Genomic DNA, 16,630 nt, shown 5'->3' with positions numbered 1-16,630 from the left:
AGTCTCACAACTAGACTAGGTACATACACCCTCTAATTAACCCTAGTTTATGATAGATGCGGGTGGAGTGTGAAGATGTAGGATATAGGGGGCTTCTCGAGAGAGAAATACAATTTCGGGGTAGTCACACCCTCTTAGGGGAGGGGTCAGAGATGGCTATCTCGGAGGAGCATAGACCAAGCCTCTCGGAGCTCGAGCAGAAGGCCCTCGAGATAATAAAGAGCCGTGGCAAGGAGGGCATCTACCAGCACGAGTTGTGGAAGTTGCTGGGCATAGACAGCCGTGAGGGGTCGAGGCTAGCGCTGCGCCTCTACAAGAAGGGCTTGATTGTACGTGAGCCGGCGGTACACAGGGGGCACCGTACCTACAAGCTCTACCTGGCGAAGCCCGGCTCCACGACGCCAAGGAGCTTCAAGATGGACGTCTCGCTGAACGTCGCTATCGAGGTGCCGTGCTTCACGTGCCTCTACCTGCACGAGTGCTACACCGGCGGCTTCCACGACCCCCGCAAGTGCCCGAGGCTCTCAATCTGGTTGACGAGCAAGACCGAGGAGAGGGAGAGGCGCTAACCGGCATTTGACGGGGAGAGCCGCCAGACAACATTGTAGATGACGTCTGGCGGCGCGTCACTCCTCACACCGCGTTTATCGAAGTGGGTTAGCGTGGCGCGATACCCGAGCCTCCTCAGCTCCTCGACGACCAGCCTCGGGCTCGGCATGTTGACCTTCAACACGGAGGCCACCTTGTCCACCCGGTAGTGCGGGTTGACAAGCCCGCACTCCTCGCGAAGCTGGCGGAGCAGTTCGAGTGTCCTCGCCTGGTTGCTGAGCCAGCTTGCCTCGCTAGCCACGCGTATCATCTCGTCTACGAGCTTCTCGTCGCAGAGCGGCCCCGCATAGACCGGCCCTATGAGCTGCGGCTGGGAGCCGCAGCGCGGGCAGCCTCCCGGCCTCCAAGGCTTACTCGCGTACCACGCTATGCCGCACTTCGGGCAGAAGGCGAGGTAGGCGAGGCTCTCGAGGCTCTTATCCGCCCTTCTTGCGCCCGGCACAAGCTCGACATAAACGCGGACATAGTAGTCCGCGTAGTATGCGAGGAGCACCTTGGCCCCGTACTCGCGGCTAGCCGCGCGGCGTATGATGTAGCCCGCTAGTATCCTCACAGCCTGCTCCTTCTCCAGGAAGCTCCTACCCGGGACTACATCATAGCGCCTCCTGAGGGCTGCCGGGTGCGTGCCGGTCAACGGGGCTGTGTCGGTAGCCGTGGCTGCTAGCACGCCTCTACCTCGGAGTGCCGCTAGACTAGCCTCTATGAATGGCGCCGGGGAGCCGAAGGGGTCGAGATCAACCAGGTGTACCCTGGCTTTCTTGGAGCGGAGAGTGTGCAGGAAGGCATTAGCATCGCCCTGCGCGAGGTACACGCGATCCGCAACCTTGTTAACCTCGATGTTGATCTCCGCTAGCCTCACCGCCACCGGGTCGATATCAACGGCATACACGCGACCAGCGCCAGCCTCGAGAGCATATCGTACAGCCCTAACACCGGAGCCAGCAAGCGGCTCGACAACCACAGGCTCGTCGACGCCGCGTAGCTTGGCCCACGCCCTTAGGAACACGACAGCCACGTCACGGTTGAACGCCATCCTGGGGTTGTAGAAGACAGGCGCCCACGCAGGCTCATACACGCCGTCAGGCCTAAGGTACCTCTTTGGGTCCGGTACACAGAGCCTCGCCAACCCCTCCCTAGCCTCGACAAGAGGCTCGCCGTCCAGCGCCGGGCAGTCCATGGCCATGGCGCGTCCACCCTACGCCTCCCGGAGAGGAGGCAAGGACTAGGATAAGCCTACGAGTATGTCCCATAGGTTGCGTGTTATACCCGTCGACTAAACATAGCTTACCTACGAGAACGGTGCCTAGGCAAAAGCCGCCGGGGCTGGGCAGAAGGCTACCAGGTATGAAACCGCCACCAATACTATCGGGGCGTAGGCGTACCGGGCTTGGGAGGACGCCGCCTCTTCAACTAGCCGCTCGGAAAGTCTCGACACAGGGCTGCGATTTGACCGCTACCTCGCCCCCTTTAGGGTGCTTATCCTCTTCTCCAGCTGGCGTAGCGCTTGGCTATGCTCATCCGTCCACTGCCCCACGCTTTCAAGCACTGGTTTGACCCTCCTCTCTACCAGCTCTACCAGCGCCTCCAGCAGGAGGATGATATCCTCGGCTGCCTCCCCTCTACTAGTATATTTGGATAGTTCTCCGCTCGGATCGGGCCCGTGGTACTGGTAATCATGGAGATCCAGTGCTTTATCAATGTGGAACGAGATATACTTATAACCTGCTCGTTCTAGCAGCTGTGCCAGCCGCTTAAGCTTAGCTGTCGGCACACGGGGTATCCCAATCTCCTCTAGCCACCTAACCTGCTCCCTGTTCCCAAGTATCTCCTCTAGTTTGTCCCGGTTTAGCGCCAGGAGCGCCCCAAGCAGCGCTTTCCACGCCTGGAAGGCCTTCCCGGCAGCATTCCTAGTGTAACCCTTGCCGAGGAACTCCAGCGACAACAGCGACTCCAGAAGAGACTCTAGCGTCCGTGCACCAGCGTAGCTGACGAGATCTCTCCTAGGCTTAGGCAACGGCTCTTCTAATAACCCGGTATCAAGCGTCACTCTACACCACTCCCGCCCGGAATATACACAAGCCAAGTACATATGCGTATCATGATATGACTTCACAGTTGCACCGTCGGCACTGTACCTGGTTGATGGCGGCGGGTTGTAGTGAATGGAGCCGCATCTACGACAGAATGCACTCAGCTTGACGCCCTCGATACAACCCTGTATATCTCGTCGGGCACCATGCTATCTATGACTTCCTTGACCACTCCGCCCTCCATTACCCGGACGACTGGCCTCCTCTCCCCCAGGAACCGTCCTATCACCGCCGCCTCGACGCCAGCCTCCCTCCTAAGCACGCCCAGCACCTCATCCACCCTGTCCGGCGGCACGGCGGCGAGCAACACGCCACTACTTATGAGTCTGTAGGGGTCTACCCCCATAGCCTCGGCTATGAGCCTGGTCTCCTCAGCGACCGGTATCTCCTCGAGCCACACCTCGGCCGCGAGCCCAGAAGCATAGGCCATCTCGTATACGCCGCCCAGCACGCCACCCTCCGTAGGGTCGTGCATTGCGTCTACGAGCCCCTTCTCGGCGAGGACGATGGCCTCCTTGACGACACTCACCCTCTTTAGGAAGCTCTTAGCCCTCTCCACCACGTCCCTACCCACGCGCTCGACTAGCACACCCTCGAAGTCCGTTGCTAGTATCGCCGTGCCCTCGACGCCCGCCGTCTTACTCATCACAATGTAGTCGCCGGGGCGGGCTCCACCCGTCAACACTGGGCGCCTAGCAACCCCCACGGCAGTGACAGCAACCAGCGGCTGCCTATCCTCCACAACCTCCGTGTGACCACCAACTATACCCACGCCGAGCTCCACGGCAGCCTCATGCATCTGCCTCGTAACCTCCTCGATGAACTCCTCGGCGGCCTCCACGGGCGCCAGTATGAGGGAGAGGAGCCAACGCGGCCTAGCACCCGTAACGGCAACGTCATTACAGGCGACGTGGACGGCGAGCCAACCCGCGAGCCTCCCAGCAGCCGTTATCGGATCCAAATGCGCCACGAGATACAAGTCATCACCGAGCTTTGTGACGGCCGCGTCCTCGCCAACACGAGGCCCGACCACCACACTCTCGTCCAACACACCCACACGCCGCAACACCAGACGCTCAAGGAGATCCTGGGGTAGCTTACCCGGCTTCAGGCGCGAGCCACGCACAGCAACCACCATTAGCTTAACCTGTACTGGTTTGGCGCTGGCGCTAAGCGTGACGCGCTGTCAACCACTTATACCTCGAGCCGAGGAGAGGCTCGAAGCCTAAACAAGTATGTACCATGCTACACTCTCACGATCTCTGTGCTTAGGTCGGAGTAGACTATGAGTAGGTGTTTGTTCGGGATTGGTTTCCAGTTGGGCTCGTCGCTCATAGGCTCAGAGGCTACGAGCAAGGCTCTCTCGCCGCGGGCGAGCTTCGCCGCTATGAGCTGCCGCGTCACCTCCGACAACCTCCTCAGCTCAAGGCCGTCCCTTGGCCTTTCTAGGTAGTAGAGCGTGTAGTAGCCTAGGCTTGTGGCGGCGTACCTTAGGGCGTAGAGCCTCTCGCCGTCGCTGGCGATAAAGTTCAGCGACGTGTACCTAATCCCGCTCCTATTCATCTTCCTGATGGCGCTTTTTATGCCGTCCACAGGGTCTCCCAGCTCCTCAGCCTCCTGGACTATGAGGTGGAAGAACGCCTCAGAGTCCGTACTGCCCTCGAGACTATCACGGTGCTCGTCGGTGAGGAGCTTTAGCAGTGCCGACCTGTCGTATATGGTCCCGTTGTGCGCGAATGCCCAGCCCCGGTAGACCCACGGGTGTGTATTCTCTACCCCGCTGCCCCCGGAGCTGGCGAGCCTAACGTGAGACACTATTATCCTGCCGTAGACACGCTTCTTGATAACCTTCCTGGCTCTCCTCGACTCGTACAATGCCACGGGTTCTTTGATCACCTGCCAGCCGCTATTGTCTAGCCACGCGACACCCCATCCATGGGGATTACTGTATGAGAGCCCCACTAGACTGTTCTTCGGGGACTCAAAGAAGCTGAAGGTGACGTCTACAGGCTTGTTAGCGTATAAGCCGAATAGACGACACATACGTTCAACCCGCAAATTATAGTCTCCTAAACGTTCTTATATAAATTATTCGCTCTGCCATAAGACGGATTGCGTGGTCGACTGGATTGTGGGATATGTGAACGTATCAGGTATGGATTGTAATGAATGTTGATTCTGTCCGTTACGATTGGCTCGCGGGCTGGCAAGCAGCGCTGACCGCTGCGCTCCTCGACTAGCATGTAGTGGCTAGTCTCGCTGGTGGGAGCCCGCGGGCCGAACGAGCAAGCTTATCTAGACCCCGTCTACATGTTGTTGAGCGCGGTGTGTGCGGGTGTCTGAGGTTCTGAGTATACGGGTGCCCCGGGATTTGAAGAAGAGGATGATGGCTCTGCGGGACGTCGTTGACTGGAGGAGGGAGATCATAGCGTTCCTTGAGGAGCGTGTGAGGTACTACGAGAGGCTTGTGGCTCTACGTGAGGCTGAGGAGTTGCTCCGAGGCCACCCTGTATTGCCTCGCGGTATGGTCGTGCGGATGGTGAGGGAGGACCGTGATAGTGGTTGACGCTTCTATCCTGGCGCGTTTCATACTACGGGAGGAGGGCTGGGAGAAGGCTAGGGACCTCTTGGCTTCCAGCACAGCGGTTACGGTTGACCATGCGCTGAAGGAGGTGCTTAACGCCATCTGGAAGGCCGTCAGGAGGGGGCTGATAGGCCACAGGGAGGCTAGGGAGAAGGCAAGGGCGCTCACCATACTCGTCGAGAAGGGGGTGGTAACTGTGGAGCCGGAGGACAGCGTGCTGACAGATGCTTTCAGGCTGGCACTAGAGACGGGTATCACCGTGTACGATGCGCTCTATGTAGCCCTAGCCCTCGCCAAGAAAGCGACCCTAGCGACGTGCGACGCTAGGCAAGCAGAGGCAGCCAGGCAAGTCGGTGTAAACACACGCCTATTGGCCTAGAGGCGCGAGACCCGAGTCCCAAGGTATACGGCCACGAGGACGGGACCCCGAAACCGGAGTTCAACACGCACGAGGCGCGCTCCAACCCTGGCGAGCTTAACGCGCCTAGGCTCCCACGCCTTCACCGAGTACCCTCCTGACAACCTCCTGTACAAGCCTCTCTATCCTCTCGAGTGCATCCCGGACGTGGAACGGCTTGCACCACCCCTCGTAGAAGCACACGTACATGCTCTGCCCGGCATACCACGCGTCACTGGCCCAGTCGCCCAGCTCCCTCTTCAACACCCCGATATACTCCCATAGCTCGCCGTGGCTGGTTAACCGTCTTCCATCTCTCCACGCCGCGTAGGCCTTCACGGCGAGCGCAGCGGCACCCCATGCCTTCTCGGCGGCCTGGCGTACATCGCCCCGCTGCAGCTCCTCCTTCGCCTCCTCTAGGAGCGCTTGTGCAGCCTCGCGTACTCCCGGGCTCTCTCGGGCGGGTCGGTGTCGCTGGAGAGAAGGTCGAGTATATACTCCTCGAGGGTTACTCCGAGCTTCTCAGCCTCCCTTGCAAGCCTCTTGACCATGCTCCTCGGGATACGGATAGTCACCGTGGTGTGCACAACCTCCCCCAGCAGGACTGAGATAGGCTCGTCTATTTCTACGTCTGGGGTTTGCGGGTACCTAACTGGATTATAGTTGCGCGTTGCATGGACGCCGTGTAACGAGAGTCTAGCCTTGCTCGCTATGATACCTGCCGCGCTAAACCCGTCTTTACCGGCGACAATTGTCCTACCATTCAATATTGACGTGTGGCTGTTTGCACACAAAGCTGTTATTATGTCGGGTATTGTCGCGGGGTTGTGGAGGCCCCGGGGCATCTTGGCGCGCGGCGAGGCTGTTGTAGCCGAGAGCCTCTCGAAGCGGTATCCTAATGGCGTGTGGGGCGCGAGGGAGGTGTCCTTCCGGGCCTCGTATGGCCGTGTGACGGTCGTCCTCGGGCCGAATGGCGCCGGGAAGACCACGACCGTGAAGATGCTGGCTACTCTCCTTAGGCCTACTGGCGGTCGTGGGCTTGTGGCTGGTTTCGACGTGGTGCGTGAGGCTTGGGAGGTTCGTAGGAGGATTGCGCTGGTGCCACAGGAGGCGAGCATAGACCCGAACCTCACGCCCATGGAGGCCGTGAAGTGGTACCTGGTTGCCCGTGGGTGGAGCGTCTCGGATGCCTATGCGAGGGCTAGGGAGGTGCTAGAGGAGCTCGGGCTCTGGGATGTGAGGGATAGGCCTGGTTGGCACCTCTCCGGAGGCCAGAAGAGGAAGGTTGTGACCGCTATGGCGCTCGCTACTGGCGCCGAGGTGGTGTTCCTGGACGAGCCGTCCACGGGCCTCGACGTGGAGTCGAAGTACAGCGTGTGGGGCATCGTGAGGAGGTACGCCTCGTCGGGCAGCGCTGTTCTCCTGACGACACACGACATGAGGGAGGCTGAGGCGCTCGCAGACCACCTGGTGCTTATAAGCGAGGGGCGTGTGGCTGCCGAGGGCCCGCCCCAGGAGCTGCGGAGCAGCATACCCTACCGTTACCGCGTCGTGCTCCGGAGACCCAGGAGGGTCGAGTGGAGCGGCCCGAGGCTAGAGATCGGCGACATGCTCGTGCTCTACGCGCGCGACCGCGGTGAGGCCTCCGAGATAGCCTCGAGGGTTGACGCGGAGAGCGTCACGATAGAGGAGGTTGGGCTGGAGGACGTCTACCTGTACCACACGAGGGGTGGCGCGCGGTGAGCCTCCGGGAGACCCTCCGCAAGGTGCTGGGCGTCGCCGTCCTCGAGTCGAGATGGGTGCTGAGACAACCAATGTGGATAGTGCAAGAGGTGTTCACTGTAGTTGCGTTCATGGTGATACTCTACGCGTGGGGCGGTGTCGGCGCGGTACGCCACACCCTCATAGCATTCATGGTGGCTAGTGGCCTCTCGCTGGGTCTCAACGTGGTCGGGCAGGAGGTGGGTTGGAAGCGAATAACGGGGATGATAGACATGCTCGTGGCGTCCCCGGTAACGCCAAGAGCCTATATCATCGGCGCGCTACTCGGGCACCTCATCTTCGCCCCGGCACCGCTCGCCGTCATGATAGTTGTGGCTGTGCTGCTCAACGCGCTACACTACCTCCTGGCTGGCTTCGCAGCAATGCTTCTACTCACACCCACCAGTACAGCCCTCGGCCTAGCCATAGCCATGAGGATAGAGAAGCCGACAAACATAGCGGCGATAACCAACCCGATAAGCTTCGCGTTGATGATGCTGCCGCCGGTCTTCTACCCGGCAGCAGTAATCCCGGAGCCCTTCAGGCTACTTGTCGTGACGCTCGTCCCGACGGGCGCGGCGGCAGAGTTCGCACGGAGCCTCGTGGGCCTAAGCCCATACCCGCCGATACTACCGCTAACCGCGCTCATAGCGTGGCTGGTAGCATCTATGACTGTAGCCGCGAGGAGCGTAAGATGGGGGCTAGAGTAGCGTCAGTGACACCCCTACGCCTAGCTCCCGGCTTCAACGCTGAGCTTGAAGACGTCCGTGTCGCTTATACTGTCGCCGGCGCAGCTGTCGCTCACGCCGCTCGGAGCCTCAATTATAATCCGGAATGTCATCGAGTCGCCAGCGTCCAGCTCGAACTTATCCCAGGTGTTGACGTTAATCCAGCCTAGCAACCCCCGCCTCTGTACAGTAACGTCGACGTAGCACCCCCAGCCGCCTATCCTACGCTTCAAGCTCTCAACGCTGAGCTCGACGCTCCTAGAGCCCGTGTTCACAACCTCAAACTCGAATACAACCCTATCGTTATCCGACAAGCCGTCCACACTGATGTCTATGACCAGGCTGTCACCCCAAAGCGACTCCTCAACGCTAATAGAGGCGTCGACCCCATCCGGCTTCTCGACAACCCTAGCGCCCCTAACCTCTATGCCCGTAGACGCGAAGCCCACAGACACGTTGGTCGTGATGTAACTGTATAGCTTCGAGAGGACGACCGTGGACGCTAGTATGGTTACGGCGAGGAGAGTGTATAGGGCGAGTCTTTCGACCCTAACCGCCAACACATACCACCATCATGTACGCCGGGGCCTCAACACATAACACTGGGGTGCAACGTTCCCACGCATGAGGTCGTTGCATGCTACGCGTAACACCAGCGTCTAGAGATGCGGAAGCGCGAAGAGGGAGCTAGACAATACGCACGTAACACGTGATGCCCGCCACGCATGCAGCCACCGCCCAGGTTACCAACCCGAAAGAATGTTTCCAGCAAAGACACGTTCGAGAAATACCCCGTGGCCTCAAATCCCGCCATGGTTGCCCGCGGCGCGGGGCTACCGTGCCCCTACACGCTTCCCGATCTCACCTACCAGCCTCCCGATTCTCTCCAAAGCTTTCTCCACATCCTCCCGCGTACACCACCCCTCGTAGAAGCACACGTGCATCCCCGTGGCGTTCATCCAAGCGTCGTGAACCCACTCTCCAAGCTCCTTCTCCAGCCTCCTCTTGTACTCCCATAGCTCGCCGTGGCTCGCTAGTCTCCTCCCATCCCTCCACGCCGCGTAGGCCTTGACAGCCAGCGCAGCAGCCCCCCACGCCTTCTCAGCAGCCTGCCTAACATCCCCCTTCTCTAGCTCCTCCCGAGCCCGTTGAAGGAGTAACCTAGCGGCCTCGATGTACTCTCTCACACGCTCCGGCGGATCCAGGTCATGCAGGAGAAGCTCTAACACGTACTCCTCTAGACCCATGCCAAGCCCTCTAGCCTCGCGCTCCAGCCTCTCAACCACGCTGCGAGGAAGCCGGAGAGCAACTATGCTGGTCAAGCCCGACGCCCACTTACAACCTCCCCGAAGCACGGTAAAGCTGGTCTCCGCGGGACGCATCTCCACGCACGTGTATCGCGTCTCTAGGCTAGCTGCGGTACCACGACGCGGCCGGGTGTGTGCACGAGCCTCTATGGTGGATCTTCACAGCGTCGAGGGGGTATAGCTTGGCTCGGCAGCCAGCACGGCGAGTCACCCTCCTAAACGTGTCCAGGTCGCCCTGGAACACCGTGAACCCCCTCACCTGCCCACCGCCCCCCACACCGACCACCATGAGCCTTGCAACGAACACGTCTCCACCCATCAGCCTCGATACCGTCACATCCTCGTACTCCAGGAGGGCTGTGATAGTGTTGAGCGCCCAGTGGGCTAGCCTCTTGTAGAGCGCGGCTAGGGCGGTCTCATCGCGGCACTCGACGAGGGCGGCGGTGGGGAAGGGTCTACACGGGATGGGCACCGGGAGCCTCAGCCACAACGATCTTAGCGTCGCGTGGGGGTGCCATCCTCTCGCATTCTCGCCGGACACTACGCTACCAGCATACTGCGAGAGTATGTAAAGGACTATGCGGCTTAACAGCCTCCTGAGCCTCGCTGTGCCACGTGAGACGCCGTACAGCCCGGACGCCACGCCGAGCAGCATAGCTCTAAGCGCGTCTGGTTTCAGCTCGAGCTCAAGGCTGGGCCGGGGTGTGGCCAGGGGCAGCGCAACCCCGCCCAACACTACAGTGCTGTTGCCGCTCGCGCCGCGACCCCCCAGCACGATGCTAAACAGGCTCTCGTCGTTACACTGGTATGTAGCCACGCGGAGCCCAGGCGCCGCGCCACGAGCCACATAGACGCGCCCGAGCACATCCAAGCGTATCGAGTAGACTATGTTGCATAAGCGACCCTGCCCCACGGAGGCCCTTACACGCCTACGTAGAAGCTCGTAGCAGGCCGGGTCACCCTTGCGGGTGAATGGGTGGGGAGGGAGGCCGCGCGCGATACTAGCATAGCAGCTCGGGTCCTCCCCGCACAGCCTGGCAGCCTCCACAAGCGCCTCTACCGCGCTACCCAGCTTCTCGATGCAATCTGCGAGAGAGGAGGCCACGCACACCACCATGCAACAGAACACTGTCATGACACGCCACGAGATACACTAGCTGCTTAGTATTCTCGTCGTACACGCTGTACTCCGTCTCCCCGCTACACTCTCCACCCTCCTCGCAGCACGTCAACCTCTCCAACACCTCATCAAGCACGTCAACCGTCTTCCGGCGCCTACGCGTCACTGTCAGCACCCGCCTCTAGCCTCGAGATAGACACTCTCAACCTGGTGCAACAGGCTGTCATCGTGTAGGCGTTGCACCCGGCCCGCGCCTGGCGCGCAGCTCGTGCAACTCCTCAACGATATCAATGGCTGCGTCGGCGTACCTTCCCAGCTCCCTGAACACATCCCTGACCTCAAAACCAGGCATCAACACCAGTATTATCCTGGCTCCGGAGGCCCTCAACGACCCAAGGAGCTTCTTGACGACGGTTAGGTCGTCGGCTATACCGAAGTCCGAGAGTATCACTATGGCGCTCCTCTGGGGGCCGAGCCTCGATACGAGCCTCAGTGCTGGCGCGAGGAGCGTGCCCCCGCCCTCCGCCCGCGACGCAACCTCCTCCACGAGACGCCTGCTCGGCACGCTCCCGGCGAAGTAGGGCCTATCCGACCATAGTATCGTGTAGACGCGTCTATACCCTAGCCTCCTCGCGGCACCAGCCACGACCCTAGCCGCCTCGGCTATGACCCACGAGGGTATCGATAGGCTAGTGTCTATCAACGCGTAGAGACGGGGTGCCGACGCTCCACCCGGAGCGTAGAGTGTGGTTGGGGGAGACCCGAGGCGCCTCGAGGGCCTGGAGGGTGTACGCTGGTATGAGTTTAGCCTGCTCCTCTCCACGCCAGAGACTCTCCTCAACACCCTCCTAAGCATACGCGCCAACAGCGAGATCAGCATACGGTGCTCGCGGTCGTCGTTCTCAACCCGGCGCTCTGTTGCAAGACCGTCCAGAGAGCCTATGAAACGCTCCAGGTCGTTAAGCTGGTCCCCGGCGACGGCGTGCACCAGCCTCGGCCTCATAGCTTGGAGGTGGCGGAGAGCCCGGTCGACAGCCTCGGCGACAACCTCCAGGGGGGCATCCCTGTACTCCTCTATGCCCTCGCCTATGGTGGATAGGAGCCAGTCGAGGAGCTTGTCGTCGACGTGCAACCACCGCCTCAGTAGCCCCGCGGTATGCGCACCTAGAGCCTCCACGAGCCTCCTAAACACGATGTAGTCGGCTGCTAGGAGCACCGCGCCCGGCGAGACCCCCGACGCGACTAGCCTCCCGCTCCTCTCGGGGTGCGCGAGCCCCACGTGCACAAGCTCGTGTAGAACGACGATGTCGAGTATCTCGGCCAGGCCAGAGAAGAGCATGAACCTGGCATCGATGTACACGCGCCTGCCGTCCGTGAAGGCGGGGGCACCCTCCTCGAAAACCGGCGCGATAAACACCTCCACCTCTCGCAGGAGCCTCGAAACACCGAGGCGCGTGGATGCAGACGCAACCCTACCGGCGACCCCGAGTAGCCTGCAAAGCACCAGCATCACAGCAGCCTTGTCGAGAGCGTCGCCCGGCCTAAGGGCGGGGCGGGGCTTGAACGAGACACGCACCCTCAAGGCGGCCGCGAGCCTTGCCTCACAACCCTCTCGATGTAGGCGCGTATGGCTCTATCCAGCCCCTCGTCCCTCTCCGAGAGCCTCCTCGCCAGCTCCAACCCCAGCTCCCTCGACACCCTCATCAACGCCTCTATCCTGGCTATCACGCCCTCCACGTCAAGCCTAGACCCCCTCAGCTTGGCTAGCACATCGGCCAGCGTGTCTAGGGAACCCTCCTCACCCCGGACTATAACATCGTACGCCACCATGTCGGCCGCAACCTCGGGAGCCTCCACAACAAGCCCCGGCCTGCTCACCAGGAGATCCTCAACAGCAACATCCGCTAGGCTCCCAACGTCTATGCCCATCCTGGCGGCGAGCTTGTCAAGCCTCAGCACCTCCTCCCACGCCCTCCTCCCGACCACGAAGCTCGCCAGGCTGCAACGCCTATGGTTCCACCTACACGCCCTCACCATGACCTCGCCAGCCAGCTTCTCCCAAGAGCGTGGAGACGGGAAGCTATCGTAGCCGGTGAGGCGGCTACGGGCTGGCCTACCCTGGAAGAGGGAGGGCCTAAGAAGCAGGTAGCCGAGCGCATCGCTCCACCACCTCTCGTACCTCCCGTCCATATACTCGCCCCACTCCTCGATAGAAGGCGGCACCACGTGGACGACAACAGCGCGGTTCACTATAGGCGCCGGGAGAGGCTCCACACTATCATCGTCGCCTAGCCTATTGCCGCTAGCCACTATGAACACCCTGCTCGACAACACCACGTCACCTACACGCCTCTCGTCGAGCATCGCGTATAGCAGGCTACGCACATCGTCACGCGCCACGCTCGACACCTCATCCAGGAACAGCACCCCGTGCACACCCTCAACCGTCATAAGGTGTACCGGGAGAGGCTTGTGATACACAACTGTGGATGTCTCGCTATCCACGCGGGGCACACCGAGCAGGTCCTCGGGCAGAACGTGGGACATCACCATACGGTAGAACAGCATAAACCTATCCGGGTCGCGCTCCACAAGCCTAACAAGACACCTCCTCACACGCACATCGTGCAGCGGCCCCTTACAACCATCGACGCTGACAACACCAGACGTCAAATCCACGAACACAAGGCCACGCTCCTCGGCGTACCTCCTCGCAGCCTCCCTCACAAGGCTAGTCTTCCCGACACCCGGCGCACCGACGAGAACAACCGGGTTAACCCGACACACGAGCATCTCGACAGCGTCAGTCACGCGGAGGCAACGACCACTGCGCAGACAGGAGAACCAGGGGGACATGGGGGAGGACAAGGCCGGAAACCTGGTGCCCTCAGGGAGAGAAACCCATCATCGGGCGAGAGACCAAAACCACCAGAACGAGAACGGGGGGAGAAAGCAAGAAAACAACCGGGCGGAGGCTAGGAGCCACCCCACTCGCGCCCCGAGGCCCGCCCCGCAAAACCAAGACAATCAACGCAGCACTGCAAAACAACAGCAGAACACAATGCAGGGCTCTAGAACACTAGGCTCAGCTATGCCAACGCTACGGGCCTCGGGGCGCCACTGTGCCCCCGAGGGGGCCCGCCCCTCATCGCCCCGACGGGACCCCACGGGCCGGGGCGGTGGCCCCCACCCCCGTCCCCTTGGGGGGCGGGGGGCGCCCCTGCCGCCCGGGGGCCCCGCCGGGGTGCCTTGGGGCGGGGGGCCTTGCGCCCCCCTCACCCCTCGGGGGCTGCTTTCCGCCCTCCGGGGGCCCGGGGTTCTGCCCCGGGGCCCCGGAGGGCGGGCGTGTTGTCTAGTCGGTTGGGCCGATTGTTTATTTGTTTTTTCGCTTATCTTCTTCGCGCTAGGAGTATTGCTGTGGCGGATGCCGCTATTGCGCCGGTTAGGGTCGCGGCTTGCTGTATGTACATTGCTCCGAGTTCATGGGAGACGTTCTCTAGGCGTTCCTGTAGCTCGGCTATGGTCCTGTTCGTTGTGGCTGCTTGTCTTGTTATGCTCTCGGTTAGCTTCTCTGCTAGCCTCTCGAGGCTCGTTATTAGCGTGTGGTTTAGCTCTTCTATCCTGCTTGATAGTGCTTTGCGCGTCTCTCGCATGAGGGTCTCTAGTCTGGCCGTGCTGTTCGCTACCGTGCTCTTCAAGTTGTTGACCGTGCCTTGGAGTTCTGTCCCCTGCATGCTCATCTCGTATCTTAGCCTGTCGATGGCGGCTAGCGTCTCGACTATGTTGTCTGCCAGCGTGTCTAGCTTGTCCTTTACAATCTCCACCTCGAGGGTTAGGAGGGTGGCGTTTCTGGCAACTAGTCTAACCTCCTCTCTAGTCGCGTTCATGGAGACCTCTAGGCCCTCTAGGCTACGCGTCACCTCCTCGGCTATCATGGTCAGGTTGCGGTCGTGAGATGCCAGCGTCTCTGCCAGCTCGTTAACCCTCCGCTGTATCTCGGTGGCTGCCCTGCTCACCTCGCTGCTAAGCCCCTCTATCCTCATTGTTATCCTCGCAACCTCGCCCTCTAGCCTACCAGTGGCGTTGTACACGACCAGCGTTATGCTCCTCTCGAGCCTGGCTAGCCCCGCCTCAACGCCACTCTCTAGCATATCAAGCTTCGCGTCGAGGAGGTCAACGCTAGTCCTTACAGCCTCTAGCGTGTTCCTCATGCTGCTTGCCATCCTGCCTAGGGTTGAGACGCTAGCCTCTATCCTGCCGAGGGTGGAAGTCATGTTGAGCAGTAGGAAGGAGACCAGCTGGTCTATGGTGGTGCGCCAGTCGAGCAGCGTCGTCCTCACGGTGAACGTGTACGTCATGGTGTCGTACACGCAACGTGTTATCACCTGCCTCTGCCAGTCCCACATACAGGCGTAGACTCTCGCGAACAGCACGTGCACACCGGGTGTGCTTACGTAGAGTGCTGGCGCGAACCCGGTTATGATGAAACAGTAGGGCGCGTTGTTGACGATATCGCGGTCGCAGTAGACGCGGAAGCCTAGCTCCTCCGGCGTGTCTATAGCCTCGCCGGGCGTGTAAGCAACCCTAGGGTCGCCAAACAGCGAGTACAACGTGTTGTAGACCGTGTGGGAGCCGCCCGACGTCGCAAGATCATCATCGTTAAACTCGTCTATGAAAAAGACGCCAGTACCATAATCCAGCCTTACCTCCACCCACGCGTAGGCAACATACTCGTGAAACGGTCCAATCACGAGAACGATATGATCGTAGAGGTCCAGAGGACCCGACTTCCACCCCAACACCCCACCACCATAGTAATAATCGGTCACACTAGCCACACCGGCAACCATAACCGTCGGCGGCTCACCACTAACATCCCAAAGCCCAACATAAGAGTCCAACACATCAATGACAAGCGAAGCACCCGCAACAACACAGCCAAACAGAACAACAATCAACAACACCAGAGGAAGAACAACCCAACCACGCACAACAAGACACCCAACACAACAACCACCAGACTACCATAAGAACACGATACAACACCAACACAACAACCCAACACAACACCAACTACAAAACCACATCCCGCGAAAACCTTTTCTACCCCTCAGCGTAATCCTTTTAATCCCCGGTACTACCTGTGGACCGTCACCCACGGGACTATCGGCGGTAGCGAGACCATCCTAACCGCAGGGAACCCGCATTTAACCCTTGCCCCGTTTATAAACCCGGTACTACCCCTGGACCGTCCCGCAAGGGCACCGTTGAAGCCCATTACCCCTCCCCAGCCACGCCAACAAAGGCAAGACAGGCAGAGATAAATATGGGGAAGAGCCTATAACCACACGGCAAGAATGCAGAAACAACCAAGAATGAATTGAAAGGATGCTCATTGCATATACTATTGCAATGCTAGATCTAGCGCATGAAACAACCAAGAATGAATTGAAAGCGTTGATGATCTCGTCTAGAATCGCTGGGTCTGCGCCGAAGGCGGTGACCCAGGAAACAACCAAGAATGAATTGAAAGGTAACGTTGTTGTACGGTGGCGACTCTACCGTCGCGACCTCCTCCTGAAACAACCAAGAATGAATTGAAAGCTATCCCCCCGCTTTATTGTACGCTTCTTGGGGTTGTAATTGTGAAACAACCAAGAATGAATTGAAAGTTGCGAATCGTAGTATACCCTTCTCGTACGCAATCCTTACAATACCAGACACGGAAACAACCAAGAATGAATTGAAAGATACCATCGGGGGTTAATGTGCCCAGACCAGTCGAGATTAGAAACAACCAAGAATGAATTGAAAGAGACCTCCTGGTGTTGTATTGCCGCGCCATACCCTAGACGAAACAACCAAGAATGAATTGAAAGTTTAAGCTCGTCAAGCTTCTTCGAGTGTTCCAACACCCATGAAACAACCAAGAATGAATTGAAAGGGGTTGTACTCCCTGTCGTACTCCCTCCCCACGTCCTCCTCCAGAAACAACCAAGAATGAATTGAAAGTAGCGGCGGGAGGCCGAAGGCC

General features: G+C 59.8%; 18 protein-coding genes and 1 CRISPR repeat array (1 of these 19 only partly in view). Of the genes, 5 read left to right on the top strand and 13 right to left on the bottom strand.

Features of this window, described 5'->3' with window-relative positions; translation table 11 throughout:
* Positions 1-152 precede the first annotated feature (152 nt).
* Positions 153-569: a helix-turn-helix transcriptional regulator gene (locus PYRFU_RS02765; RefSeq protein ID WP_014026106.1), complete on the top strand. Its 417-nt coding sequence runs from the start codon at positions 153-155 to the stop codon at positions 567-569.
* Here the strand turns inward: PYRFU_RS02765 and PYRFU_RS02760 are convergent.
* The 4 genes from PYRFU_RS02760 to PYRFU_RS02745 form a co-directional block, all read right to left on the bottom strand.
* On the bottom strand, positions 566-1,792 hold the full coding sequence (locus PYRFU_RS02760; protein WP_014026105.1) for a tRNA (guanine(10)-N(2))-dimethyltransferase: 1,227 nt from the start codon (positions 1,790-1,792) through the stop codon (positions 566-568). The two genes, PYRFU_RS02765 and PYRFU_RS02760, sit on opposite strands and share 4 nt — an antisense overlap.
* 270 nt (positions 1,793-2,062) lie before the next feature.
* On the bottom strand, positions 2,063-2,656 hold the full coding sequence (locus PYRFU_RS02755; RefSeq protein ID WP_014026104.1) for a PaREP1 family protein: 594 nt from the start codon (positions 2,654-2,656) through the stop codon (positions 2,063-2,065).
* Between the two features lie 143 nt (positions 2,657-2,799).
* Positions 2,800-3,825: an AIR synthase family protein gene (locus PYRFU_RS02750; protein ID WP_014026103.1), complete on the bottom strand. Its 1,026-nt coding sequence runs from the start codon at positions 3,823-3,825 to the stop codon at positions 2,800-2,802.
* Positions 3,826-3,944: 119 nt separating this feature from the next.
* Positions 3,945-4,742 carry a class II glutamine amidotransferase gene (locus PYRFU_RS02745; protein ID WP_048191449.1) on the bottom strand — a complete coding sequence of 266 codons (798 nt, stop codon included), beginning with the start codon at positions 4,740-4,742 and terminating at the stop codon, positions 3,945-3,947.
* Positions 4,743-5,034: 292 nt separating this feature from the next.
* On the opposite strand from PYRFU_RS02745, the gene vapB reads away from it, so the two are divergent.
* A complete protein-coding gene (gene vapB, locus PYRFU_RS02740; protein WP_167827812.1) occupies positions 5,035-5,265 on the top strand; it encodes a type II toxin-antitoxin system VapB family antitoxin in 231 nt (76 codons plus the stop codon).
* On the top strand, positions 5,252-5,662 hold the full coding sequence (locus tag PYRFU_RS02735) for a type II toxin-antitoxin system VapC family toxin (RefSeq protein WP_048191448.1): 411 nt from the start codon (positions 5,252-5,254) through the stop codon (positions 5,660-5,662). Before vapB ends, PYRFU_RS02735 begins: the two co-directional genes overlap by 14 nt.
* A gap of 105 nt (positions 5,663-5,767) precedes the next feature.
* Here PYRFU_RS02735 and PYRFU_RS02730 read toward each other — a convergent pair whose 3' ends face one another.
* A complete protein-coding gene (locus PYRFU_RS02730; RefSeq protein WP_341871673.1) occupies positions 5,768-6,079 on the bottom strand; it encodes a PaREP1 family protein in 312 nt (103 codons plus the stop codon).
* Between the two features lie 17 nt (positions 6,080-6,096).
* Positions 6,097-6,447: a hypothetical protein gene (locus tag PYRFU_RS10710; protein ID WP_341871669.1), complete on the bottom strand. Its 351-nt coding sequence runs from the start codon at positions 6,445-6,447 to the stop codon at positions 6,097-6,099.
* A gap of 37 nt (positions 6,448-6,484) precedes the next feature.
* Here PYRFU_RS10710 and PYRFU_RS02725 point away from each other — a divergent pair, with 37 nt between their 5' ends.
* Together PYRFU_RS02725 and PYRFU_RS02720 are read left to right on the top strand one after the other, a co-directional pair.
* Complete coding sequence (locus PYRFU_RS02725) at positions 6,485-7,423, top strand: ABC transporter ATP-binding protein (RefSeq protein ID WP_048192260.1); 939 nt, start codon at positions 6,485-6,487, stop codon at positions 7,421-7,423.
* Positions 7,420-8,151: an ABC transporter permease gene (locus tag PYRFU_RS02720; protein WP_014026097.1), complete on the top strand. Its 732-nt coding sequence runs from the start codon at positions 7,420-7,422 to the stop codon at positions 8,149-8,151. The genes PYRFU_RS02725 and PYRFU_RS02720 overlap by 4 nt, the downstream gene beginning before the upstream one ends.
* Positions 8,152-8,171: 20 nt before the next feature.
* Here PYRFU_RS02720 and PYRFU_RS02715 read toward each other — a convergent pair whose 3' ends face one another.
* From PYRFU_RS02715 to PYRFU_RS02685, 7 genes are all read right to left on the bottom strand, one after another.
* A complete protein-coding gene (locus tag PYRFU_RS02715; RefSeq protein WP_014026096.1) occupies positions 8,172-8,729 on the bottom strand; it encodes a hypothetical protein in 558 nt (185 codons plus the stop codon).
* A 273-nt stretch (positions 8,730-9,002) separates the two neighbouring features.
* Positions 9,003-9,491 carry a PaREP1 family protein gene (locus tag PYRFU_RS02710; protein ID WP_014026095.1) on the bottom strand — a complete coding sequence of 163 codons (489 nt, stop codon included), beginning with the start codon at positions 9,489-9,491 and terminating at the stop codon, positions 9,003-9,005.
* An 88-nt stretch (positions 9,492-9,579) separates the two neighbouring features.
* A complete protein-coding gene (locus PYRFU_RS02705) occupies positions 9,580-10,581 on the bottom strand; it encodes a hypothetical protein (protein ID WP_014026094.1) in 1,002 nt (333 codons plus the stop codon).
* Entirely contained in the window at positions 10,541-10,762 is a 222-nt protein-coding gene (locus PYRFU_RS02700; protein ID WP_014026093.1) for a hypothetical protein, read from the bottom strand. Before PYRFU_RS02700 ends, PYRFU_RS02705 begins: the two co-directional genes overlap by 41 nt.
* A 57-nt stretch (positions 10,763-10,819) precedes the next feature.
* On the bottom strand, positions 10,820-12,172 hold the full coding sequence (locus PYRFU_RS02695; RefSeq protein ID WP_244403888.1) for a DUF2201 family putative metallopeptidase: 1,353 nt from the start codon (positions 12,170-12,172) through the stop codon (positions 10,820-10,822).
* 2 nt (positions 12,173-12,174) lie between these two features.
* Positions 12,175-13,407 (bottom strand): ATP-binding protein, encoded by a 1,233-nt coding sequence (locus PYRFU_RS02690; protein ID WP_048191445.1) that lies wholly within the window; start codon positions 13,405-13,407, stop codon positions 12,175-12,177.
* Positions 13,408-13,985: 578 nt separating this feature from the next.
* Positions 13,986-15,587 (bottom strand): hypothetical protein, encoded by a 1,602-nt coding sequence (locus tag PYRFU_RS02685; RefSeq protein WP_014026090.1) that lies wholly within the window; start codon positions 15,585-15,587, stop codon positions 13,986-13,988.
* Positions 15,588-15,958: 371 nt separating this feature from the next.
* Positions 15,959-16,630: direct repeats of the CRISPR family, unit length 25 nt; unit sequence GAAACAACCAAGAATGAATTGAAAG; it runs 514 nt beyond the window's last position.

Source organism: Pyrolobus fumarii 1A (assembly GCF_000223395.1).
GTDB lineage: Archaea > Thermoproteota > Thermoprotei_A > Sulfolobales > Pyrodictiaceae > Pyrolobus > Pyrolobus fumarii.
Note: the sequence above shows the minus strand (reverse complement) of the source record. Positions and strands in the feature narration are given on the sequence as shown.

Coding starts and splice junctions, on each gene's coding strand:
- PYRFU_RS02765 (WP_014026106.1), top strand. CDS start 153: ATGGCTATCTCGGAGGAGCATAGACCAAGCCTCTCGGAGCTCGAGCAG.
- PYRFU_RS02760 (WP_014026105.1), bottom strand. CDS start 1,792: ATGGCCATGGACTGCCCGGCGCTGGACGGCGAGCCTCTTGTCGAGGCT.
- PYRFU_RS02745 (WP_048191449.1), bottom strand. CDS start 4,742: ATGTGTCGTCTATTCGGCTTATACGCTAACAAGCCTGTAGACGTCACC.
- PYRFU_RS02725 (WP_048192260.1), top strand. CDS start 6,485: ATGTCGGGTATTGTCGCGGGGTTGTGGAGGCCCCGGGGCATCTTGGCG.